This window comes from Neisseria sp. 83E34, from assembly GCF_001308015.1.
Lineage (GTDB): Bacteria > Pseudomonadota > Gammaproteobacteria > Burkholderiales > Neisseriaceae > Neisseria.
Window position 1 is genome coordinate 37,651 of record NZ_LGYH01000003.1, and the last position, 22,973, is coordinate 60,623.

At 47.4% G+C, this 22,973-nt stretch carries 28 protein-coding genes; 20 read left to right on the forward strand and 8 right to left on the reverse strand.

Going from position 1 to position 22,973, the window contains the following annotated elements; all coding sequences use genetic code 11:
• Window positions 1–35: 35 nt before the first annotated feature.
• Complete coding sequence (locus AKG09_RS03845; protein ID WP_054618165.1) at window positions 36–413, reverse strand: nuclear transport factor 2 family protein; 378 nt, start codon at window positions 411–413, stop codon at window positions 36–38.
• Window positions 414–515: 102 nt separating this feature from the next.
• Here AKG09_RS03845 and AKG09_RS03850 point away from each other — a divergent pair, with 102 nt between their 5' ends.
• The 7 genes from AKG09_RS03850 to AKG09_RS03880 all read left to right on the forward strand — a co-directional run bounded on the left by AKG09_RS03850 (window position 516) and on the right by AKG09_RS03880 (window position 6,459).
• Entirely contained in the window at window positions 516–866 is a 351-nt protein-coding gene (locus tag AKG09_RS03850; RefSeq protein WP_054618166.1) for a helix-turn-helix domain-containing protein, read from the forward strand.
• 79 nt (window positions 867–945) lie between these two features.
• Window positions 946–2,844: an arginine decarboxylase gene (gene speA / locus AKG09_RS03855; protein WP_054618167.1), complete on the forward strand. Its 1,899-nt coding sequence runs from the start codon at window positions 946–948 to the stop codon at window positions 2,842–2,844.
• Between the two features lie 229 nt (window positions 2,845–3,073).
• Window positions 3,074–3,307 (forward strand): 50S ribosomal protein L28, encoded by a 234-nt coding sequence (rpmB, locus tag AKG09_RS03860; protein WP_054618168.1) that lies wholly within the window; start codon window positions 3,074–3,076, stop codon window positions 3,305–3,307.
• Window positions 3,308–3,332: 25 nt separating this feature from the next.
• Window positions 3,333–3,488, forward strand: a complete 156-nt coding sequence (rpmG, locus tag AKG09_RS03865) for a 50S ribosomal protein L33 (RefSeq protein ID WP_009117634.1) — start codon at window positions 3,333–3,335, stop codon at window positions 3,486–3,488.
• Between the two features lie 279 nt (window positions 3,489–3,767).
• Window positions 3,768–4,400: an alpha/beta fold hydrolase gene (locus AKG09_RS03870; RefSeq protein ID WP_054618169.1), complete on the forward strand. Its 633-nt coding sequence runs from the start codon at window positions 3,768–3,770 to the stop codon at window positions 4,398–4,400.
• A gap of 109 nt (window positions 4,401–4,509) precedes the next feature.
• Window positions 4,510–4,899 carry a hypothetical protein gene (locus AKG09_RS03875; RefSeq protein ID WP_054618170.1) on the forward strand — a complete coding sequence of 130 codons (390 nt, stop codon included), beginning with the start codon at window positions 4,510–4,512 and terminating at the stop codon, window positions 4,897–4,899.
• Between the two features lie 6 nt (window positions 4,900–4,905).
• A complete protein-coding gene (locus AKG09_RS03880) occupies window positions 4,906–6,459 on the forward strand; it encodes a hypothetical protein (protein ID WP_054618171.1) in 1,554 nt (517 codons plus the stop codon).
• A 54-nt stretch (window positions 6,460–6,513) separates the two neighbouring features.
• Here AKG09_RS03880 and AKG09_RS03885 read toward each other — a convergent pair whose 3' ends face one another.
• The 5 genes from AKG09_RS03885 to tmk all read right to left on the reverse strand — a co-directional run bounded on the left by AKG09_RS03885 (window position 6,514) and on the right by tmk (window position 9,683).
• Window positions 6,514–7,296 (reverse strand): TatD family hydrolase, encoded by a 783-nt coding sequence (locus AKG09_RS03885; RefSeq protein ID WP_054618172.1) that lies wholly within the window; start codon window positions 7,294–7,296, stop codon window positions 6,514–6,516.
• A 17-nt stretch (window positions 7,297–7,313) separates the two neighbouring features.
• Window positions 7,314–7,577 carry a DUF3079 domain-containing protein gene (locus AKG09_RS03890; RefSeq protein ID WP_054618173.1) on the reverse strand — a complete coding sequence of 88 codons (264 nt, stop codon included), beginning with the start codon at window positions 7,575–7,577 and terminating at the stop codon, window positions 7,314–7,316.
• A 106-nt stretch (window positions 7,578–7,683) separates the two neighbouring features.
• Window positions 7,684–8,037 carry a PilZ domain-containing protein gene (locus AKG09_RS03895; protein ID WP_009117627.1) on the reverse strand — a complete coding sequence of 118 codons (354 nt, stop codon included), beginning with the start codon at window positions 8,035–8,037 and terminating at the stop codon, window positions 7,684–7,686.
• Window positions 8,038–8,054: 17 nt separating this feature from the next.
• Window positions 8,055–9,032 carry a DNA polymerase III subunit delta' gene (locus AKG09_RS03900; protein ID WP_054618174.1) on the reverse strand — a complete coding sequence of 326 codons (978 nt, stop codon included), beginning with the start codon at window positions 9,030–9,032 and terminating at the stop codon, window positions 8,055–8,057.
• A 27-nt stretch (window positions 9,033–9,059) separates the two neighbouring features.
• Complete coding sequence (gene tmk / locus AKG09_RS03905; RefSeq protein ID WP_040667218.1) at window positions 9,060–9,683, reverse strand: dTMP kinase; 624 nt, start codon at window positions 9,681–9,683, stop codon at window positions 9,060–9,062.
• A 255-nt stretch (window positions 9,684–9,938) separates the two neighbouring features.
• Here tmk and AKG09_RS03910 point away from each other — a divergent pair, with 255 nt between their 5' ends.
• A complete protein-coding gene (locus AKG09_RS03910; RefSeq protein WP_054618175.1) occupies window positions 9,939–10,463 on the forward strand; it encodes a superoxide dismutase family protein in 525 nt (174 codons plus the stop codon).
• A 70-nt stretch (window positions 10,464–10,533) separates the two neighbouring features.
• Here AKG09_RS03910 and AKG09_RS03915 read toward each other — a convergent pair whose 3' ends face one another.
• Entirely contained in the window at window positions 10,534–11,004 is a 471-nt protein-coding gene (locus AKG09_RS03915) for a low molecular weight protein-tyrosine-phosphatase (RefSeq protein ID WP_054618176.1), read from the reverse strand.
• 21 nt (window positions 11,005–11,025) lie between these two features.
• A complete protein-coding gene (locus AKG09_RS03920; RefSeq protein ID WP_054618177.1) occupies window positions 11,026–12,123 on the reverse strand; it encodes a hypothetical protein in 1,098 nt (365 codons plus the stop codon).
• Window positions 12,124–12,473: 350 nt separating this feature from the next.
• On the opposite strand from AKG09_RS03920, the gene pilB reads away from it, so the two are divergent.
• The 12 genes from pilB to AKG09_RS03975 all read left to right on the forward strand — a co-directional run bounded on the left by pilB (window position 12,474) and on the right by AKG09_RS03975 (window position 22,941).
• Entirely contained in the window at window positions 12,474–14,156 is a 1,683-nt protein-coding gene (gene pilB / locus AKG09_RS03925; protein WP_054618178.1) for a type IV-A pilus assembly ATPase PilB, read from the forward strand.
• Between the two features lie 41 nt (window positions 14,157–14,197).
• A complete protein-coding gene (locus AKG09_RS03930) occupies window positions 14,198–15,445 on the forward strand; it encodes a type II secretion system F family protein (RefSeq protein WP_054618179.1) in 1,248 nt (415 codons plus the stop codon).
• Entirely contained in the window at window positions 15,432–16,310 is an 879-nt protein-coding gene (locus tag AKG09_RS03935; RefSeq protein ID WP_156320794.1) for an A24 family peptidase, read from the forward strand. Before AKG09_RS03930 ends, AKG09_RS03935 begins: the two co-directional genes overlap by 14 nt.
• Entirely contained in the window at window positions 16,307–16,921 is a 615-nt protein-coding gene (gene coaE / locus AKG09_RS03940) for a dephospho-CoA kinase (protein WP_054618181.1), read from the forward strand. Before AKG09_RS03935 ends, coaE begins: the two co-directional genes overlap by 4 nt.
• Before the next feature lie 158 nt (window positions 16,922–17,079).
• A complete protein-coding gene (gene yacG, locus AKG09_RS03945) occupies window positions 17,080–17,262 on the forward strand; it encodes a DNA gyrase inhibitor YacG (protein WP_054618182.1) in 183 nt (60 codons plus the stop codon).
• 27 nt (window positions 17,263–17,289) lie between these two features.
• Window positions 17,290–17,865, forward strand: a complete 576-nt coding sequence (locus AKG09_RS03950) for a hypothetical protein (protein ID WP_054618183.1) — start codon at window positions 17,290–17,292, stop codon at window positions 17,863–17,865.
• A gap of 330 nt (window positions 17,866–18,195) precedes the next feature.
• Complete coding sequence (locus tag AKG09_RS03955; RefSeq protein WP_054618184.1) at window positions 18,196–19,617, forward strand: chloride channel protein; 1,422 nt, start codon at window positions 18,196–18,198, stop codon at window positions 19,615–19,617.
• On the forward strand, window positions 19,617–20,834 hold the full coding sequence (argJ, locus tag AKG09_RS03960; RefSeq protein WP_054618185.1) for a bifunctional glutamate N-acetyltransferase/amino-acid acetyltransferase ArgJ: 1,218 nt from the start codon (window positions 19,617–19,619) through the stop codon (window positions 20,832–20,834). The genes AKG09_RS03955 and argJ overlap by 1 nt, the downstream gene beginning before the upstream one ends.
• A 33-nt stretch (window positions 20,835–20,867) precedes the next feature.
• The gene (locus tag AKG09_RS11870) at window positions 20,868–21,017 is read left to right on the forward strand and encodes a hypothetical protein (protein ID WP_156320795.1); all 150 of its coding nucleotides are present in this window, start codon (window positions 20,868–20,870) and stop codon (window positions 21,015–21,017) included.
• Between the two features lie 217 nt (window positions 21,018–21,234).
• Complete coding sequence (locus tag AKG09_RS03965; protein WP_054618186.1) at window positions 21,235–21,780, forward strand: isochorismatase family protein; 546 nt, start codon at window positions 21,235–21,237, stop codon at window positions 21,778–21,780.
• A gap of 22 nt (window positions 21,781–21,802) precedes the next feature.
• A complete protein-coding gene (locus tag AKG09_RS03970) occupies window positions 21,803–22,222 on the forward strand; it encodes a hypothetical protein (protein WP_054618187.1) in 420 nt (139 codons plus the stop codon).
• 215 nt (window positions 22,223–22,437) lie between these two features.
• Window positions 22,438–22,941 carry a GNAT family N-acetyltransferase gene (locus AKG09_RS03975; RefSeq protein ID WP_054618188.1) on the forward strand — a complete coding sequence of 168 codons (504 nt, stop codon included), beginning with the start codon at window positions 22,438–22,440 and terminating at the stop codon, window positions 22,939–22,941.
• Window positions 22,942–22,973 lie beyond the last annotated feature (32 nt).

Here is a 22,973-nt window from a genome sequence, read left to right on the forward strand (position 1 = left end):
TTCAAGATATTCTTTATTAGACAGACATTCTTTAATTAAGCCGTCACTATCGCATGTTCCCGAAAAACTCGCCAGCGGCCTGCCTCTTGCCTAAGCATCAAAGAAAAAACAATAGTTTGTTCGCCCGCTCCCAAGTCTAAATTACGGGTGGTGATAACATAGCCCGTATCGCCTTGTTCGCCGACGTAATCAAACCGAGCAGAGGTATTGAGTGCAGTCAGGCCTGCTTTTAAACGCTGGCGGAAAAATGCCATGTTCTGTTCATAATCAAACTGCGCCGTTTTCCCGTTGGGCTGGACAATAATAATGTGTAAATCAGGTGTGTAATATTGCGCCAATTCGTCTAGGCGGTAGTGGCAGCCTGCGTCTATCAGTTTTTGCACAGTTTGGATTAAAGGGTGATTGGGATTCATTTTGCTATCCTGTTGCGAATCATGAGCGTCAGCATATAATCAGGCGATTGGTTTAACAAGTACGCACGTGTAGGTTAGGTACTTACTTTGAGGAGAGTTCAGATGATTAAAACACCATGTAATCCGTTAGTTACAGATTTGGCTAACACAGGATTCGGTTACACTTTGTCGCTGATCGGCGGTAAATACAAAATGTTGATTATGTATTGGCTGCATAAAAACCCACCGGTTATGCGCTTTAACGAGCTGAAGCGCTGTGTGGGCGGCATTTCTTTCAAAACACTTTCGAGTACTTTGAAAGAGCTAGAAACCGACGGTTTGATTATCCGCACCGAATATCCGCAAGTACCGCCTAAGGTGGAGTACGGCCTGTCTGAAAAAGGGCAATCGCTGATGCCGGTGTTGGATATGATGTGCCGCTGGGGAAACGAACAAAAAGATATGCCTGTCTGAAAAAGTTTTTCAGACAGGCATCATATTGAATTACAATCAAAGGCTTTATGGAATACACGCTTAACAAGGGATTTAAGTCATGACATGGAATGCAACAGAGAGTGCCGGCCTTTACGGCATCCGCCACTGGGGTGACGGTTATTTTTCAGTATCCGAGGCGGGCGAGGTAATAGTGAAACCCAATCCCGAACGTGGTACGGAAATCAGCCTGTATGATCTGGTGCAGCAGCTCAACGGCCGCGGGCAGGATCTGCCTATGCTGTTTCGCTTTCCCGATATTTTGCAAGACAGGGTATACCGCTTGTGTAAGGCGTTTAACCGATCTATCCGCAAACTGGATTATCAGGGTAAATACACGGCGATTTATCCGATTAAAGTGAACCAGCAGGAAAGCGTGGTTAAGAATATTATCGTGCCGAAAAACGATGAAGTGTCTATCGGTTTGGAAGCCGGCTCCAAGCCGGAGCTAATGATTGTGCTCGCTTATGCGCCGAAAAACGGTGTCATCGTGTGCAACGGCTATAAAGACCGCGACTTCATCCGCTTGGCATTAATCGGCCAGCGGCTTGGGCATGAAGTGTTTATCGTGATTGAAAAAGAAGCCGAAGTAGATTTGGTAATTGAGGAATCAGCCAAGCTCGGTATCAAGGCCAATATCGGCTTACGCGTGCGCCTCTCTTCGCTGGCATCCAGTAAATGGGCCGACACGGGCGGTGAAAAAGGTAAATTCGGCCTTTCCGCCGCGCAACTGATTTCCGCTGCCGAAAAGCTCAAAGAAGCCGGATTGAGCGATTGCGTAAAACTGATGCACTTCCATATGGGTTCACAAATCGCCAACATCGGCGATTACCGTTCCAGCTTTAAAGAGGCCGTGCGCTATTTTGCCGAGCTGCGTTCCTTGGGCTTGCCGGTAGAGTATGTAGATGTAGGCGGCGGCTTGGGCGTGGACTACGACGGCACGCACTCGCGCAATGCCAGCTCGGTAAATTACGACATCGGAGAATATTCGCATGTAATTGTTTCTATGCTGCAAGAATATTGTAACGAACACAATATCCCGCATCCCAACGTGTTCAGCGAATCCGGCCGCGCCATGACTGCACACCATGCCGTGTTGGTGATGAACGTTACTGATGTGGAGCGCCTGCCTGAAGAAGTGCCGCAGATTGAGAATGTGTCCGAATTATCGTTTGCCACTCAGAAGCTGGTTACTTTGCTGGAAAAAGGCATCGACAGCGAAATGATTACCGAAACGTATTACCGCATCGGCCATTATCTGGTGGAAGTGAACGAAAATTACGTGGAGGGCCGCATAAGCCTGTCTGAAAAAGCTTTGGCCGAACAGCTGCACGCCGTATTATGCCGCAGGCTGAAGCAAAAGCTGACCAGCAGTGGACGCAGCCAACGGCAGGTATATGACGACTTAACCGACAAACTGGCCGACAAATACTTCTGCAATTTCAGCGTGTTCCAAAGCTTGCCCGATACTTGGGCCATCGGCCAAGTGCTCCCCATCATGCCGATACACCGCCTCAACGAGCAGCCGACACGCCGCGCCGTATTGCAGGATTTAACCTGCGATTCCGACGGCAAAGTCAGCCAGTATGTTGACCGCCAAAGTATCGAAACCAGCATGCCCGTCCATGCACTGAAAGAAGGCGAACCTTATATTCTCGGTGTGTTTATGGTAGGTGCATACCAAGAAATTCTGGGCGATATGCATAATTTGTTTGGCGACACCGATTCTGTCAACGTATATATACGCGAAAACGGCCAGGTAGAATTTGCCGGAATGGAAGAGCACGACACCATCGAAGACATGCTGCGCTATGTACATTTGCAGCCGCAGGAAGCGATTAACAAATTTGAAGAAAAAACCCGCTGGGCAAAGCTTTCCGGCAACGAGCGCAATCTTTACACAGCCGAATTTTTCCGCGCCCTCAAACAAAGCAGCTATCTGAGCTTGGAAAGCGAATAAAGCCATGCCTGTCTGAAAGCTTTTTCAGACAGGCATGGCCTAGAAATAGGCAGGCAGCAGAAAATTTGTTATAATTCCGCCTCTTTCCCTGTGTGTTTGGGAAAACAACAAATTGTCGGCGGTTTGGCGCCATAAAATCCTTTTTTCAGAAAACATGCTTGAATAGAAACAGGATTTTATGGTATAAATCGCGTTTTACTATTTTCATTAAGAAGTTTGGAGTCCAATCATGGCACGAGTTTGTAAAGTGACCGGTAAGCGCCCGATGAGCGGCAACAACGTGTCACACGCCAATAATAAAACCAAACGTCGTTTTTTGCCTAACTTGCAAACACGCCGTTTTTGGGTAGAAAGTGAAAACCGCTGGGTTCGCCTGCGTGTATCCAACGCAGCATTGCGCACCATCGATAAAGTAGGCATCGACGTAGTTTTGGCCGAAATGCGTGCTCGCGGCGAAGCTTAATTTCAATTGTTAAAGGAATAAAGCCATGCGCGATAAAATCAAACTGGAATCTTCTGCTGGTACTGGCCACTTCTACACCACTACCAAAAACAAACGTACTATGCCCGGCAAGCTGGAAATCAAAAAATTTGATCCGGTTGCCCGTAAACACGTTATGTATAAAGAAACCAAGCTGAAATAATATGTTTAGCTGATCCGCGAATAGGATTTAGGTTTCAAAAAGACCGCATTTTATAATGCGGTCTTTTTTATTGCTTATAGCAGTTTAGAAAAATGTTATGAGCATATAGTTAAATTATTTGTATAAACAGTACCGCCATGCTCGGATTGAGTTCAAGTATCGCGAGCGTATAATTTTTAAGTTGCTTCATTATGGCTGTGAAACTTAATATTTATACTAAGTTTATTTGCTATATTGTGGACTTGATGTCGTTTCAATCAATTAACAGAGAGTCAAGTAATGACCGGTCATGTGCTCCTTCTACATGGTATACATATGCATGCATGGGCTATGCTGCCGTTGGCACGATTGCTTAAAAACCATGGCTTTGAAGCAAAAGTATTCGGCTATTACAGTGTGTTTCAAAATTTTGATGCACATTGTAAAGCATTTGTCAAGCAAGTGCGGGCGCATTACGCCCAAACTGATGAACCGTTACATTTTGTGGGGCATAGCCTGGGCGGATTGGTGCTACGCCGCTTTGCGGCAGAATATCCTGATTTGGTGCGTGGCAGAGTGGTAACGTTGGGTACGCCGCACCAAGGTAGCTGTATTGCACACAAGCTGCATCGGCTTGCACCGTTTGCTCTGGGTAAAGCCTACGGGGAAGCGCTCGATGGTTCGGCGCCGAAGATAGCGGGAAATGTCGAATGGGGCAGCATTGCCGGCAATTATTCTTTGGGGTTGGGAAAAGTATTTGAACTTAAAGGCACTAATGATGGAACGGTTTTACTTGAGGAAACCAAAACCGAAAACCTTGCCGACCATATCGTATTACCGGTATCACATACAGGTATGTTGGTTAATAAGGCGGTGGCGGAACAGATTGCACATTTTTTGAATTATGGTTGTTTTCAACACGGTTGTCGCTAAGTAAATTTTAGTTTGATTGAATGCCTGTCTGAAAAAATTCAGACAGGCATTATTACGGAACTTATTTGATTTTAATATGACAAAACAATTTTTCCAAAGGAGTTCTATAATGAGTCTGACCAATCATACGAGAAATTTACCCCATCAAACCGATTCTTTATCAAGTCAGGCTGCTGTGGCCGCGGCGCATAGCGTAGGAAACCAACCGCGGTTTTCCGCGCCTGTTGCCGGATCAGCCGATACATTTTCATCAACGAATGTGCAGACGTTATCGGCCGGCACCGAATCAGGCAATGCAAAACCGACTGCTGAAAAAATAGAGGCCTTAAAAACTTATATAGAACAAAACCAAGATTGGGCGGCCAAGAATATTTTGGCCGCTTATGATAAGGACAGTGACGGTGACGGCTTAATCGACAGTGTGGACGGCAACCCGAATGATTGGAATGTGTCTGACCGCGATTTGAGGATGTTGCTCAGTTTGTCGGAAGTTTCATAAGATACTTTGAATGAAGCACTAAATCAGCAGTCTGAAGTTGCCATTAACGAGATTAATCAGAATTTGGATAAATTTTCAGGCCAAGCCGATGTAAGGGAATTTAGTAAAGATTGGGAATTGCTCAAGATGGAACAGACAGGAGGGGAGCTAGATTATGCAATTTTCGGTAACGGGAAAACGGAAAACGGTTATCGCAATATTGTTGTAAGTTTTGAAGGAACGAAAAGCTCGGATATATTGGATTACCTGACAGATGGTGCGCTTGCACTTGGCTTTGCGCCGCCGCAGGTTCATGAGTTGAACGGAGTGGCTCAAGCGGTTGCTGAATTTAATCCTGATAAGGTTTATGCAACCGGCCATTCTTTAGGTGGATACCTTGCCCAATATTTTGCCGCGCATACCATGCAAACCAATAAAGAATGGTCTGAAGATTTTGTGCGTAGCGGTTTATTTAATCCTGCAGCGCTTAATAATACGAATGTATTAGCGAGTTGGCTTCCTCGAAATAAAGGCTTGAACGAAGCGGTTAACAATACCCGTGAGTATTTGAAAACGGAAATATTTGATAACGGCGATGTTCACCAAAAAACTAAATCCTTTGTGATTAAAGGTGATTGGGTGGATTGGATAAATAAGAATGTGATGAGAAATTTGGTGGAAAGTAGTGCTTATGAACCAACAAGTTATTTTCCTAATGTTCCTGTAGATGAAAACTCGGGAATAGATTTGTCAGATGTATTTTTAGGGATTTACAACGTATTTTCCAACGAAAAACCACCAAAATTATTTAATGATCATCATTTGCTGAACAAATTTTACAGCAATACCCCCGAACTCCAAGCCCAATTTTCACAAGGCTACCGTGTCGACAAACACTTCCAAAATTTAGACGATGATAATGACGGGTTGACCAATGTGCAGGAACGGCATATCGGCACGGCAGTGGACAATGCCGACAGCGACGGCGACGGTTATTCCGATTTTATTGAAGCGGCATTCGGCGCGGATGCTTTGAATAAAGACAGCCTGCCTGAAGAAATGGGAAATGCGCAGGGCAATGCTGATGCGGGAACCGGACATGCCGAAGCAAAAGCCGGACAGGCAGAGTCGGACTTGGCGGTAAACAAAATCGGCGGCGTGTCGTTGAAAGGTACGGATGCTAATGAAGTGTTCTCCGGCAGCGACGGCGAAGATGTTCTGCAAGGCGGTCCGGGTAGCGACACGCTTACCGGCGGCGCGGGTCGGGACACGTTTGTGTTTGCTGCCGGCGATGTCGGCGAAGGCCAAGCCGATGTGCTGACTGATTTTAATGCCGAAGAAGATGTGTTGGATTTAGGCGGGCTTCGGCCGTTGTTTGAAGACAGGAGCGGGGATTTCAAATGGTCGGAAGTGTTGGTAAACAGCACGGATGTGTTGGACAACAGCCAAACTCTCTTGATTGTAAACGTGGCAGAGAAAACACTCTCCTATCAGGCGGCGGGTTCGGATAAGCCTGTTGTGATCGCGCATTTTGATTCTGAGCAGCAATTGGCGCTTAGTGCTGCTAATGTGATTGGCTAAGTAAAGTTGTGATTGGAAAATGCCTGTCTGAAAACTTTTTCAGACAGGCATTGTTTAATTTGCTTCATTGAACCTGGGAACTTTATTGAATAAACGATAAAAATTGGCTGTGGTTGCTGCGGCGATGTTTTCCAATGTATCGCTGCGCAGTTGCGCAAGGAATTCTGCGGTATGGCGTACATATGCCGGTTCGTTGGGCTTGCCCCGCTTGGGAACAGGGGCGAGGAAAGGAGCGTCGGTTTCAACTAAAATTCGGTCTAGCGGCGTGTAGCGGGCGGCTTCCTGAATCAGCGGCGCATTTTTGAAAGTAACGATGCCGGAGAATGAAATGTAAAACCCCAAATCCAGCGCGAGTTTGGCAACGCGCACATCTTCGGTAAAGCAATGAATCACGCCGGCATGGGCTTGATGGGCTTTGAGCATGGCCATGGTGTCGTCTGCGGCGTCGCGGGTGTGCACGATCAGAGGCAGGCCGCTTTGGTTGGCTGCTTCGATGTGGTCGGCAAAGCGTTGACGTTGCCAAGTTAAGTCGCCTTTGCACCAATGGTAATCCAAGCCGGTTTCGCCTATGCCGACCACTTTCGGATGGCGGGCGTGTTCGAGTAATTCGGTGATGGTGAATTCTTCGGTATCGGGATCATCAGGATGGATGCCGACGGTGGCGTAAATCTGCGGATGCTGCTCGGCAATGGTTAGCGTTTCGGCAAAGCTTTTTTTGCTGACGCTGATAGCAAGTGCTTGCTTGACTTGGTTGTTTTCCATGTTGACAAGCACTTCGGGCAGGCGGTTGGCAAGGCCTTCGAAATTGAGGTGGCAGTGTGAATCAATCAGTTGCATGATGTTTTAAAGCGGTTTTAGGTGGAAACCGGCAGTTTGATGTGCGGTTTTTTGGGTTTGGCTTCTGGTGCGGGCTTTAAGCCTAACTCTATTTGCTGTTCTGTGCTGAGTAGGTTGCTCCAGTCGCCGGTTTTATACCAATCGGGGCCGTCGAGTTCTGTTGGATGCTGAATGCGTTCGCAGCCGTTGCCGCATTGCAGGTCGTTGCTTTTGCAGTATTTATCGCAACCCCAGCAGATGCGTTCAGGATTTTTGGGATGGATGGGAAACTTTTTGGCCATTATGTTTCACCGGATGATTTCAATGGGCGTGTATGCCTGTCTGAAAAGGTATGGCTGTTGGGCCATGATTTTACAGCTATCAAAGCGGGCTGCTGCCCGCTGTGTTTTATAGAGTATAAGTAGGGCGTTCGCTGCGCAATACATTACCCAGCATGTTTTCGATTTTGTTACGTACGGCAATGCTGATTTCGTCTGAGTCGAACGCCAAGCCAATGCCTTTAGGGCGGTTGGCGGAGGTACGTGAAGGGTTAATCCAGGCTACTTTGGTACGCAGGAATTTTTTGTCGCCGTCTTCGCCCAGTTCGATGGCGAGCAGCACTTCGTCGCCGAGTTTGAAGGTGTCTTCGGAAGGGACGAACACGCCGCCGAATTCTAAAAACGGCATATAGCTGCTATACAGCACGGCTTTGTCTTTAAGCTGTACAGACATCATTTTGCCGGGCAAGTTGGTAAGATTCATAAGGTTTTCCTTGGTAATTATTTGTTTTGTCTGAATGACAGATACTCGGTCAGTAAAAATTCAAGCTGCATTTTAACACTCAAGGTGTGGTGGCCGTAAGGGCTGAGGCGGTTTAAAGTGTCTGTGAGTTTGAAGAGTGTGGCGGGTTTGGTTGTTTGGGCGATGTCGGCCAGCTTTGCTGCGTAATCGGGGAAGTAGAGCGGGGCGATTTTTTGTTGCGCCAAGCCTATATCCAGCAGCCATTTTTGCAGCCAATCGATAAATATGGCCAGCGGCCACTTTTTTTTGTCGAATGCGGCGGCGTAATCGAGTATGGCCAAAAGTCTCGGTTGGGCGAGCAGGGCGCATAATTCTTCACGCATTTCGTCTTGTTCGGCATCAAGGGGAAACAGTGGTGCGCCGCTGTGGAAAGCCAATAGAGCGGCGGCATTTTCGGTTTGGTTGTTGTTTAGATAGGTCAGCGCCTCTTTGTAACTTGGGGCGGGCAATACCATTTGGCGGCAGCGGCTTTTGATGGTCGGCAGAAGTTTGTCGCGGTTGTGGCTGATTAGCAGGAACACGACATCGGCGGGCGGCTCTTCGAGGATTTTTAAAAGCCCGTTGGCCGCTTGCAGGTTCATGCTTTCGGCGGGGTGAATCAATACAACGCGCAACCCGCCGCGTACGGATGTGAGCTGCACTTGGGCAATCAGCTCGCGCACCGCGTCGATTTTGATTTGCAGCAATTTGCGGCCGACGGCTTCACCTTCGGGGATTTCGGGTGTGAGTTCATAAAAATCGGGGTGGCTGTTCTGGCTGAACAAGTGGCATGACGGGCAGGTGCCGCAAGGTTCATGCGATGCGGTTGGTGACTCGCATAAAAGCGCTTGTGCCAAATGGCGGGCAAATGTGGTTTTGCCGGTGTTTTCTTTGCCGCTAAACAGCCAGGCGTTGGGCCGTGTGTGCCAATGTTCGGCGATTTGCTGCCATTGTTCGGTGTGCCAAGGGTAGATCATGGAGGGTATTTCTTTTTCAGACAGGCATTATGTTAACTGAAAATGCTGTGTTAATGCGGCTTCAATGTCGGCTTGCACCAAGCTGCGGTCGCGGTTGCTGTTAATCACGGCATAACGTTGCGGTGCTGTTGCGGCGCGTTGCAGATAGGCTTCCCGCACACGGGTGAAGAAAGTGGCTTCTTCTTGCTCAAAGCGGTCTTTTTCGCGTGTTTCGGACAAGCGGCTCATGGAAACTTCAAGCGGCACGTCAAGCAGAATGGTTAAGTCGGGGCGCAGGCTGCCTTGTGCCCAGTTTTCCAATATTTCGATGTCGGCCAGAGGTACGCCGCGTCCGCCGCCCTGATAGGCGAAGGTGGCGTCGGTAAAACGGTCGGACACAATATGAATGCCTTTTTCCAACGCCGGCAGAATCACGTCTTCGATATGCTGGCAGCGTGCGGCAAACATCATCAGCGTTTCGGTGCGTAAACCGGCTTGCGTGGCCGGGTTGAGCAGGATTTTGCGCAAAGCCTCTCCAACCGGTGTGCCGCCGGGTTCGCGGGTAAATAAAACAGGCAGTTTGCGGGCTTCAAACCAGCTTTTGATAACAGCCAGATTGGTGGATTTGCCGGCGCCGTCGATGCCGTCGAGCGTGATAAAACGTGCTTTCATGGTTATTGGCGTTTTAAAGAATAGATGGGTGCGTATCATACTCTATGCGATGCCTGTCTGAAAGCAGGTTTGGGTGATATTGTGTTTTCAGACAGGCATTGTGCCGAACCGACCGTGATATGCTTTTAAAGGCCTTGGCTTTTTACCTTTAGGTTGATTAAGCTGGGCATATGTGCTGTATGCTTTGAAATAATTGGGTTTATCTGTTATAAAGCCAGCCCCGTTTTGGGCAAATTCAGAGAATAGGATACGATTATGAAAAAAATCATTACCGCTTTATTTTTGTGTGCTGCGCCGTTTGCAGCGTTTGCGCAGAGTGAGATTGTGGTTCCGGTTTCTTTGCTGGACGTGGAAAAAGGCGATAAGCCGATCGGTGAAATCCGCATTACCCAAAGCAAACATGGTGCGGTGTTTACACCCAAACTGGAAGGTTTGAACGCGGGTATTTATGGTTTTCATGTTCATGAAAAACCAAGCTGTGCACCGGGTGAAAAAGATGGTAAAAAGGTTGCGGGCTTGGGCGCCGGCGGACACTGGGATCCGAAGAAAACGGGTGCACACAAGAGCCCGTGGGATGACAGCGGCCACTTAGGCGACCTGCCTGCGCTGGCAGTGGATGCCAAAGGCCATGTTCAGCCTGTGGTCGCTCCGCGCATCAAAGACATCAAAACGCTGAAAGGCCGTTCGCTGATGATTCACGAGGGCGGAGACAATTATAGCGATACGCCTGCCAAACTGGGTGGCGGCGGCCACCGTATGGCTTGTGGTGTGGTTCGCTGATCACATAGGTTAGGGATTTAATGAATGCCTGTCTGAAAAATTTCAGACAGGCATTTTGTGTATCTGCGGCCTAATCTGCCATTTTGAGTTTATTTAATAAAGCATCGGCAGCCGCATCAACCAAGCGGAAAGTTTCCTCGAAGTCGCCGGTGTAGTAAGGGTCGGGCACGTGTGTGTAACCGGATTCGGGAATCAGGTCTGTGAGCTTGAAAGCCTGCCCGTCACGCAGGGGCACGATTTGTTTCAAGTTGGCCAGATTACTGTCGTCCATCACGATAAACAGGTCGAATTTATCCGCATCGGCGGGGCGGACGCGTGAGCTGATGAATTCGCTGTGATCAATGCCTTTGGCTCGTAAAACAGCAGCCGTTCCTCGGTGCATGCCTTCGCCGTCGTGATAGCCCGAAGTGCCCGCGCTGTCGACAGTAATCCAATCTGCCAGCCCTGCTGCCTGCACTTTGTGGCGGAACACATATTCCGCCATGGGGGAGCGGCAAATATTGCCGAGGCAAACGAAAAGGATATTTTGGGTGTTTTTCATGCGGATTTGCAGATTTTCTGTTTAGGATTCTTGTGAAAACAGAGGGTTGTGTCCGGCCAGTTTGAGCGCTTGTTCATAATCCGGCAGCTCTCCGCTTTCAGGCAAAACAGCGTGCAGCAGGCGGATGTGTTCCACTTGGCATTCAACCATTAAGTCTAAAAAATCTTGCTGTATGGTTTCGATGCGGTCCATGGGCGAGAGCGGCCAGGAGAAAACTTGCGGCTGCAGGCCGAAGCGGTGGTCTGTGGCGCTGAATCCAAATAAAAGTTTACCGCCGGCTTGCGCAGCCACCACTACGCCGACACGCGGGCTTTGCAATCGGATGGCGCGGATGGCATTGGCGGAAAACACATCTAAGGCCATTCGCAAGCGCATGTGGCTGCCGTCGGTAAGCGCGTGCAGTGGGGTGGAAGGCGGTAAAGGATTGGTAAATAGGGTGAGTTTGGGAGCAGCTAGGTTTTCCTGCCATACCTGCATCAGCGGCAGGGCGGCTTCACGCAAGTTCATGCCGAGTGCGGGCAAAAGTGCGCGGCTGCCGTATCCCAATGCAAAAACAACGTGCACCGACTGGCCGGAAGGAATGGCAATGCTTTCTTCGGGGAAAGATGCAGCCAACTCTGCGGCGGCTTCCGTGTTTTGTTTGGCTGCAAACCATTGCCCTGCATTGATGGCGGAAAGCCGCGAAGCGGAAACTAAGTTTGGCAGCCATGTGGCATGAGTGAGTGCCCGGCTGTGCGGATAATTGGCTAAACAGGCGGCCAGCTCGATGGTCGGCGATTTGCCGGAAATTTCTAAATCTTGATTGCAGCCGGCCACCAAAACCACAGGCAAAGCAAACCATTGGATTTCATCATCGGTTTTGGCTTGTAATACGTTGTTCAGACTATCCAATAATGCGCAGTAAGTTACAGCGTCCGGCACCATGCTCATGGCTACGGACAAACCTAAATAATGGTTTTGCTGCAACATGCCGAAAATACCTGCATGCAGCGATTCTTCCGCCAGCTTTCTTTGTGCACCGCTTTTTGAGTGCGCAATCTGGCCTGCGTAGAGCAATAAGTCGTTTTTAACAGGGTCGGTCGGGTAAGGACGGGGGTCGGGAAGTGTGTGCGGATTCATGATATCGGCCTCTAAATTTAAGCAGACAGGCGGGTGGAAAAATGTTGTTGATTATATACCAGAAAGCCTTATCAGCTGGTGTTTGTGTTTTTCAAACAGGCATTGTGGCGGATAAGCCTGTCTGAAAAATGAGATGGATGATTGTCGTAAAATAGTTGCAATTTTTTTCATAAAACAAACGCTCGTTTTCCTATATCCCATATTGCCAGGTAAAGTTAAGCAAGCCGGTATGATGTCATGACAAGTTATTCTATAATCCTGTTATTTCATAATTTTAAAAACACTATTTGGGGACTCACTGTTTTGCCGGTTAGCTGCCGCAAAATAATGTTCAGATTGGTTGGAATAAAATGAGTGTAGGTTTACTTCGTATTTTGGTGCAAAGCCAGGTTATTTCTAATGAACAGGCAGCGGGATTTCAAGAAGCGCTGAAAAAAAATCAAAATAAAGATGTTGCGCCAATGTTGTTTGAAGCCAACATTATTACGCCGGAAGCTTTGGCCGGTTTGTTGGCAAGAGTATTCAGTTATCCGTTGCTGGATTTATCTTACTATCCCAGAAGCAATGTGCTGACCGACATTCTGTCGGAAGAAACAATGGTACAAAACCGCTGTTTGCCGATTTTCAGAAGAGGCGGCAAGGTTTTCTTGGCTGTTGCCGATCCCACGCAAATCCAAACTTATCAAAAAATCGCATTTACAGCCGGCGTAACTTTCGACTTGGTTGTGGTACGCAGCGACCAGCTTGATTCGATATTAGAGTGGCAAAGCCAACGATCCACTTCGATTCTGAAAGAAATGAGCATGGAGCAGGAGATCGCTGCTTCCTCGCAAACACTCTATATCGATAATGAAGAAGCTGAAGACGGCCCGATTCCGCGGTTCATCCATAAAACATTATCCGACGCGCTCAGTGTCGGTGCGTCAGATATTCACTTTGAGTTTTACGAGCAAGTCGCCCGTGTACGTTTCCGTGTAGACGGCCAGCTGCGCGAGGTTGTACAACCGCCGTTGGCTGTGAGGGGACAATTGGCTTCGCGTATTAAGGTAATGGCGCGTTTGGATATTTCCGAAAAACGCGTACCCCAAGACGGCCGTATTCAAATTGCCTTCTCCAAGCACGGGCGTCCGATTGATTTTCGTGTGAATACCCTGCCCACTTTGTTTGGCGAAAAGGTGGTAATGCGTATTCTGAATTCAGATGCCAGCACCCTCAATATCGACCAATTAGGTTTTGAACCGTTCCAAAAAGAATTACTGCTTGAAGCCATTCACCGCCCTTACGGCATGGTATTGGTAACAGGGCCGACGGGTTCGGGTAAAACGGTTTCGCTTTATACCTGTTTGAATATTCTCAATACTGAAAATGTCAATATTTCCACTGCGGAAGACCCGGCCGAGATTAACCTGCCCGGTATTAACCAAGTGAACGTTAATGAAAAACAAGGTCTTACGTTTGCCTCTGCATTGAAAGCATTTTTGCGGCAGGATCCGGATATCATCATGGTGGGTGAGATCCGAGACTTGGAAACTGCGGATATCGCAATCAAAGCTTCGCAAACCGGCCATATGGTATTCTCAACCCTGCATACCAATAACGCTCCAGCTACGCTTTCTCGTTTACTTAATATGGGTGTCGCACCATTTAATATCGCCAGTTCGGTAAGCTTGATCATGGCCCAACGGTTGTTGCGTCGCTTATGTAGCTGTAAGGTGCCTGTAGAACGCCCGCCTGTTGAGGCATTGAAACATGCCGGTTTTACAGATGAGGATTTGGCTAAAGATTGGACGCTATACCGTCCGGTTGGATGTGACCGTTGTCGTGGAAAAGGTTTTAAAGGCCGTGCCGGTGTATATGAAGTTATGCCGATTACCGAAGAAATGCAGCGTGTGATTATGGAAGGCGGTAACGAAGTCGATATTTTGGCAATGGCCTACAAAGAAGGCATGGTTGATTTGCGCCGTGCCGGTTTGTTAAAAGTTATGCAGGGCATCACTTCTTTGGAAGAGGTGTTGGCAAGCACAAATGATTAATTAAAACTTTAAACAATACTAATATATTAAAGGTAATAATAATGGCATCAAATCAAAATACGGGCGGTCTTTTCGGCGTTGGCACTAAAGACAAAGGTAAACGTTTTACGTTCGAAGGCAAAAATACGCTGACTGATCAGATTGTGCGCGGTGAAGTAGTTGCGAAAGACGAGGAAGAAGCCCGCAAAAAATTGCAGCGTCGCAATATTAAACCTTTGCGGATCAGTAAAGTAAAAAGCACACGCAAGAAAAAAATCACGCAGGCGGACATTACGGTGTTTACCCGCCAGTTGGCTACGATGATGAAAGCAGGTCTGCCAGTAATGCAGGCGTTTGAGATTGTTGCGCGCGGCCATTCAAACCCTTCGATGACACAACTGCTGATGCAGGTTCGCGGCGATGTGGAGCAAGGTAGCCCGATGTCGAAGGCTTTTGCCAAACACCCAAAATACTTCGACCGATTCTACTGCAACTTGATTGCCGCCGGTGAAACAGGCGGGGTGCTTGAGAGCTTGTTGGATAAACTGGCGCTTTACAAAGAAAAAACACAAGCTATTAAAAAGAAAGTGAAAAGTGCATTAACTTACCCGATTGCCATTGTGGTGGTTGCCATTGCTTTGGTAATGGTGATGATGATGTTTGTATTACCCGAATTCGGTAAAGTGTATGAAGGTATGGGTGCAGAATTGCCCGGACTGACCCAAGTGATGATGACTATTTCCCGTTTCTTCGTAGAGTGGGGTTGGTTAATGATTATTGTGATGATTGGATCCGTAATTGCTGCAGTCAAAGCCGTGCAAAACTCTCCCAGCTTGCAACGCCGTGTAGATGCGTGGTTATTACGTGTGCCGATTTTCGGCAATATTGTCAGAAAGGCAACGATTGCACGTTGGGCGCGGACGACTTCCAGCTTGTTTGCAGCAGGTGTTCCTTTGGTGGAAGCTCTTGATTCAGTTGCGGGGGCTTCAGGTAATATTTTGTATGAAGAAGCAACACAAGACATTCGTGCAAAAGTGAACCAAGGTATGTCGCTGACATCCAGTATGCAAAGTACGGAGCTTTTTCCGAACATGGTATTGCAAATGGCTTCTATCGGCGAAGAAGCCGGCTCTTTGGAAGATATGTTGAATAAAGCGGCGGAATTTTACGAAGATGAAGTGGATAATGCTGTTGCCCAGTTATCTTCATTGATGGAACCAATCATTATGGTGGTATTGGGTTCTATTATTGGTGTGATTCTGGTTGCCATGTATCTGCCCTTGTTCAATCTGGGTAATGTTGTGGGCTAATATGGTGGCTGAAGTTTATGCGCCTTTCGTGGTGCCGTTGGCGGTATTGTTCGGGTTATTGGTCGGCAGCTTTTTAAATGTGGTGATTTACCGTATTCCGGTAATGATGGAGAAACAGTGGACGCTATTTGCTAAAGAACATCTTAATATAGAAGCAACAGCAGAGGAGCAAGCGCCGTTTACTTTGGCTCAACCGCCTTCACGTTGCCCTAAATGCGGGGCAGGCGTCAAGCCTTGGCAGAATATTCCGATTTTCAGCTATCTGTTATTAAAAGGGAAATGCGGTAGTTGCCATGCCCCTATCAGTCTGCGTTACCCTTTGGTGGAGTTGCTTACAGGAATTTTATTTGGTGTGGTCGCCTATCAATATGGTTGGAGCTGGCTAACGCTGGGTGGTTTGGTATTCACAGCGTTGTTGGTTGCTTTAACTTTCATCGATGCAGATACACAATACTTGCCTGATTCTTTAACGCTGCCTTTGATTTGGCTGGGTCTGATTTATAATCTGAACGGTAAGTTCGTGCCTTTGCAGCAAGCCGTTTTAGGTGCAATAGTCGGCTATACCAGCTTGTGGTTGCTTAACTATATATTCAAAAAAATCCGTGGTATCGACGGTATGGGTGGTGGTGATTTTAAATTGTTTGCCGCTTTTGGGGCGTGGTTGGGTGTTAGCTCTCTGCCGGTGATTATTTTCGTTGCAGCTTTAGTAGGTTTGGTTGCGGCTATCGTGATGCGTGTAGTCAATACGCAGCAGCAGATTGCATTCGGCCCCAGCTTAGCCATTGCCGGTTGGCTGGCTTTTGTTGCAAACGAACCTTTGCGCAGAGGCATTGCCTGGTGGCTTAATTCTTCAGGATTGATGTGACTATTTGGATCGGGTTAACCGGAGGAATCGGCAGTGGTAAATCTCAGGCTGCTGCCGAGTTTTTGTATTTAGGGGTGCCCTTGATTGATGCTGATGCAATCAGCAGGCAATTAACTGCGCCGAATGGCGCAGCATTGCCTGCTATCCGAGAGGCATTCGGGGATGCTTTATTTGATGAAAATGCCTGTCTGAAAAGAGAGGCGTTAAGAGATCTGGTATTTTCCTCTGAAGAAGCCAAAAATAAGCTTGAAGCTTTGATGTATCCTTTGATTTCAGCTGAGATAAGTAGGCAGCAGGCAATTTATTCAGATAGGCCTTATGGTGTGGTTGAGATCCCGTTATTAACAGAAAAACCAGCATTCCGGGCTCTAGTTGATCGGATTTTATTGATTGATTGTGAGCTGGGAATCCGTTTGAAACGCGTTATGCAGCGTAGCAGCCTGAAAGAAGAAGAAGTGCGGCGTATTATGGCTGCTCAAGCGAGTGATAAGGAGCGGTGGGCTGTGGCAGATGATATTTTAAGAAATAACGCTTCAGCGGACGAATTGAAAGAAAAAATAGGGCGTCTACACCGTTTTTATCAAAAATTTGCTGAAGGTAAGATTAAGTAGTGCTTAAAATTTGAAAAGCATGTTTTCTCAATTTGGATTTAGACAATTAGAAAAGTAAGGGTTTTTGCACTACGCTATTATCGCAATTTGGTAATTCAACAGTACCTTTGCGGTGGAGAGAACAAGCTTAGAAGTTTGCATTAAAATGGAAATGAATTATGGCGGAAGTATTAATGGTGAAGTGTCCGACATGTGGTGATAAAGTAGCTTGGATTGCTGATAATCAATACCGCCCGTTTTGCAGTGAGCGTTGCAAAATGATAGATCTGGGTGCATGGGCCAATGAAGATTTTAAAGTGGCAGCTTCTGAAGAAGACCTGTTTACCGATCAGTTAAATTAAAAATGTTTTACTCAATTATAAATAGCGATGAAATATAAGCAGAAAGGTTTTCCGAATAACCGGTTGAGCCGCGCACGATTTGCGGCTTATTGTTTGCCTTCCATCATTGTATTGTTTGCAATGATGTGGTTGATGCGGGATGTATTGGAGGCGGCTTCTTATGGTCGTTATACTCCATCTGTTTTGTTGCTTAATACAAAAAAAACCATAACGATGTTCATTCTGGCAGGCTGCGGGCTGGTTTATTATCAGCATAAGCTGTTGATGAAACGCTGTAATGATGCGGGGGAGGGGTGGCATATTGACGAGATTCTCTTCAAGCTCTCGTTTGTATTAGCCGCGACCGGCTTTTTGCTCAGGCCATTGGGCTTGTTGGTGTTGAGCGTTGTGTTCGCACAATTTTTATATGGTATTTATTTAAAGGATAATTGGATCCCTAATTTGAATGGAAATCCGCGCCCTAATGATAATTTCACTTTGTTGTTTGCTTCAGCTTCTTATCTGATTAGTGTGGTGTTGGTTTGGGTTTCGACCCGATGGCTTGAAACTTGGTTTTATTTGGTATACAACGGATTAAAAGTATTTTTTTGGCATGTACTGTAAAGGCCGTGGAGATTGGCGATTTCTACGGCCTTCCGTATGTAAAAAGCACCGATTCGATTAGATATTGCAAATAGGATAAATGTTTTGAATTAAAACCTTTTTAGTTTGTTTTTTGTTGTGAAATGTATGCCTGTCTGAAAAGTTTTAAGGTATCAGGGTTTCGGATGTCGGCTGTATAAACCAATCTTATGATTATTCCTACAATTGTGAGAATTGAAATTTCATACGGTGCTGTAAGCTACAGACAGTACAAATAGTATGGGAAGGCGAGATAACGCAGTATGAAATATTCAGTTCATAGCTCATATTCTCCATCTACATTTTATTTATATGGAACATAAACCATCTTTCTGGCGCCGTATGGATCGGGCGCTGATGCACAAACTTTCACAAACCCGCCGCCTCTCTCGCAAAACGATAGCTTTTTCGTTTTTGCTAATTGGGGCGGCTTTGGTATCTTTGGTGTCTTTGATATTTGCCAAAATGGCTGATTGGGCATTGGAAGAAAATGCCCGTTTGGTGCAGCAATACCCGTGGTTTGCCTGGGTGGCCCTGCCTTTCGGGTTGATGGTGATTGCGTGGTTTACCCGCCGTTATGCGCCTTACACTTCGGGTAGCGGTATTCCTCAAGTATTGGCTTCGCTTTCGTTGCCCTACGGTGCGAATAAAACACGTTTGGTGCAGTTTGGGCGTACGCTTTTGAAAATTCCGCTGACTTTTTTCGGTATGCTGATTGGCGCATCTATTGGTCGTGAAGGCCCTTCGGTTCAGGTGGGTGCGGCAGTAATGGCCGAGTGGGGCCGCTGGTGCAAGAAGCGTAATTTGGCGTTTAAGGGTTTGCAGGAAAACGATTTGTTGGCAGCAGGTGCTGCGGGAGGTTTGGCGGCGGCATTTAATGCGCCTTTGGCAGGTGTGGTATTTGCAATTGAAGAGCTTGGGCGTGGTGTGATGCTGCGTTGGGAGAGACAGATTTTTATTGGCATTCTGGCTTCGGGTTTCGTATTGGTGGCGTTGGAGGGCAATAACCCGTATTTTCGCGGCTTCAGAGGGTTTGAATTACCGAATATGATCGTTTGGGTACTGGGTTGTGCATTGGTGTGCGGCGTGGCGGGCGGGTTGTTTGCACGTTTGCTTTCCAAAGGTGTGGATGCGGTTACCCCGAAGTGGGTGCGTGGCTGGGTGCGTCGGCATCCTGTGATACTTGCGGGATTGATGGGTTTGCTGCTGGCGGCAGTTGGTACGCTTTATCAGGGTGAAACGTTCGGCACGGGATACCATCAAGCATCAGATGCTTTGCGCGGTATGTATGAGGCGCCTGCGGGTGTGGCGGTTGCAAAATGGGTGGCGACGGTTTTATCTTATTGGGCGGGTATTCCGGGTGGTATTTTTACGCCATGCCTCACAATCGGTGCTATGATAGGGCAGCACATTTCTGATTTATCCGGCATACAGATTGGCACGAATGTGGTGGTTTTGATCTGTATGACGGCATTTTTGGCAGCTGCTACGCAATCACCTCTTACCGCCAGCGTGGTAGTGATGGAGATGACCGGTAGCCAAAACTTATTATTCTGGTTGCTGATTGGTTCAATTTTTGCTTCCCAAGTATCGCGCCAGTTCAGCCCCAAACCGTTTTATCATTTGGCCGGAGCGCGCTACCGCCACCGTATTCAAGAAGAATATGCGGCAGAGCGCTCCGCCAAGTTGGCACAAGCGGGTGCCTCCGATGAAAAACAACAAGGAGAAAAATAATGGCAGTCAATTTACGCGAAAAAGAAGTTGATGAATTATTGAGCATCGACGGAGTGGGTATTTTTGTGGGGCAGGCAGGCATCAAGAAAGCCGAACACGATGATTTGACGCTGTTTGTATTGAGCGAGAAAAACACCATTGGAGCCGTGTTCACACAAAACCGTTTTTGTGCCGCCCCTGTGCATATTGCCAAACAGCATTTGTTTGATGAAGATGGTGTACGCGCGTTGGTGGTGAACACAGGTAATGCCAATGCAGGCACAGGTGCAGAAGGGCGTGAGCGAGCAAAAGAAGTGTGTGTGGCGGCTGCGGAAAAATTAGGCTGCAACCCTACCCAGGTGTTACCGTTTTCTACCGGTGTGATTCTGGAGCCATTACCCGCCGATAAAATCGTTACCGCATTGTCGCGCATGAGACCGGCCACTTGGGCGGATGCTGCGCGTGCCATCATGACTACCGACACCATACCCAAATCGGCCAGTCGGTCAGGCCAAGTGGGGCAGAACCACACCGTATCGGCCACCGGTATTTCCAAAGGCGCGGGCATGATTTGCCCGAATATGGCGACCATGCTCGGCTTTATTGCTTGCGATGCCAAAGTCGCACAGCCGGTGCTGCAACTGATGACACAAGAAATCGCCGATGCGACGTTTAACAGCATCACAGTTGATGGCGACACCAGCACCAACGACAGTTTCGTGATTATCGCTACGGGCCGGTGCGGGCAGAGTGAAATCGATAATATAGCCGACCCGCGTTATGATCAGCTCAAAGCGTTGCTGCAAGACTTGGCGCTCGAGTTGGCACAAGCAATTGTGCGTGATGGTGAAGGGGCGACCAAATTCATTACTGTATCGGTAGAAAATGCAGAAAGCCGGGAAGAAGCCCGGAAGGTGGCTTATGCAGTGGCACATTCCCCATTGGTGAAAACCGCTTTTTCTGCCAGCGATCCTAATTTGGGCAGGCTTTTGGCGGCGATAGGTTATTCCGGTGCAGATGTGGATACAGAGCATCTGCGGATGTGGCTCGGTGATGTTTTGGTGACGGAAAAAGGCGGCAGAGCCGCAAGCTATACCGAAGAAGAAGGGCAGCGTGTTATGAATGAGGCTGAGATCACTGTGCGCATCGACCTGCGCAAAGGCTTGGAAAAAGCAGTGGTTTATACCTGTGATTTAACGAAAGAATATGTGGCCATCAATGCCGATTACCGCTCCTGATTAAGGAGATATGTAACCAAGGAAGGATCATTTTTGATTCTGTTTCGTTATAAAATCAAGCGGATAGGCAAGGTTGGCAGTGTTGTGTCGAATGCCTGTCTGAAAAAGGTTTTAGCTGCCGCGAAACATGATGTTGGCTTTGCAGAAACCGGTTTTCTGAAGTTTTCAGACAGGCATCAATAATAGTAAACTGAATCAACAGGGTAAGACACGGCGCGGCTGTTTCACAGCCAGTATGGTTATGGAACTTAATATTCGAAATGCTTTGTCTTGCCTTGTATTTAGATATTAATTTTTATAACAGTTATAGCAAATAAACTTATTTTTGATACAAGACAGCAGGTAGCAAAAGTTAAGTTTATTTGCTATATAACACACAATGTTGGAAAGGAAAAAACACATGGCAAACCAATTGAAAACCAATAATACCGAATGCATTGTGGTCGATATTCAAGAGCGTTTGATGCCGGCGCTACATGCTTCGGAAGTTATGCTGCAATCGTGTACCGTGCTGTTGAAAGGTTTGAACAAGCTGAATGTTCCGATTCAAGTAACCGAGCAATACCCTAAAGGCTTGGGCAAAACCCTGCCGGAAATTGCCGAGCTTACTAAAAATGCCCCAGTTTATGAGAAAACGCGCTTTTCCGCTTATTTGCCGGAAATTGAGAAAAAGCTGGCTAACCGGCAAGTGCGGCATGTGATACTGATTGGTGCGGAAACCCATGTGTGTATGCTGCAAACCGTGTTGGACTTAAGCCGTGCGGGTATTCAGGTTTATGTGCCGTTTGAGTGTACTTCTTCCCGCAAGCTGCAAAATAAAGACAATGCTTTGCAGCAGATGAGGGATGCCGGCGCAGTTGTGAGCAATGTGGAAAGTGTATTGTTCCAATTACTGCAAGATGCCAAACACGAGGCGTTTAAAGAAATTTCCGGTTTGATACGTTAACCACAATGCCTGTCTGAAAAATATGGATGAAGCAGTTGCGAAAACAGGGCGGGAAGTTTTGCACGACCTGCTTTCTGCGGATGGGCAGGCGGAGTGGCCGGTGTTAGTGGCATCCCCTTCAGTATTTGCTCCTTATCTTTCCTATATCGAAAAAACGCTGATTGTTTTGGTGGGTTTGCTGGTTTTGGCGGTTGCTTTGGATTATGCCGGCTTGGCTTGGTTTGTCGTGTGTTTGGCTTTTATTCTGCTCGATTTATATTGGCGGGTTAAAGCGAGGGAAAAGTCGATACACCTCGGTTTATCTGAAGGCTGGCGGTTTGTTTCGGCGGAAAGAACGCTTTATCAGCTGGATAACGGCAAGTGTATTCGCGAACTTGCCGTGCAGGATGAGCATAATCTCCTGATTTATCAGTTTCAAACCAGAGCAGAAGACCGTTCTTAACATTGGAATACCGCAGCCCTTATCCGGCTCCTGAATTAACCTTGTTGCAGTTTGTGCATAGCAGGTCTGAAGATATTCCTGAGTTTCGCGCAGCGGCCCAACATTTGGCCCATTTAATGGGCATAGGTTTGGAGGATAAGTTGTGAGCTTTCCTCAGCCATACAATAGCTGTTCCGTTGCCGTATTTCCACAATGCCTGTCTGAAAGGAATCTCTATGCCGCGTTATACCATGATGCTTGCGGAGCAAGGCGATTTGCCTGCGATTGTTGAGATTTACAACAGCACTGTTTCCACCAGGCAGTCTACTGCCGATTTGATGCCGGTTTCAACACAGGAGCGGCAGGCGTGGTTTGATGCGCATAAAGGGCAGCGCCCGCTTTATGTGATGAAAAACGAAACGGGCGAAGTGCTTGCGTGGGGCGGTTTCAGCGATTATTATCCCCGCCCGGCTTACCATATCAGCGCGGAAATCAGTATTTATGTCCGCCATGATATGCGCGGCATCGGCGTGGGCAAAGATTTACTGCGCTATATGCTGGAAAAAGCGCCGTCTTTGGGTATGGAAAATGTATTGGCCGTGATTTTCGGGCATAACCATACCAGCATCCGTTTGTTTGAATCGTTTGGTTTCAAAGAGTGGGGCCGGCTGCCTGAAGTGTGTGATTTGGACGGTAAAAGGGCGGATGTAGTGATATTGGGTAAGCGGATTATAAGCTGACGCCGGCGCATCATTAATTTTAAAAAGGAACA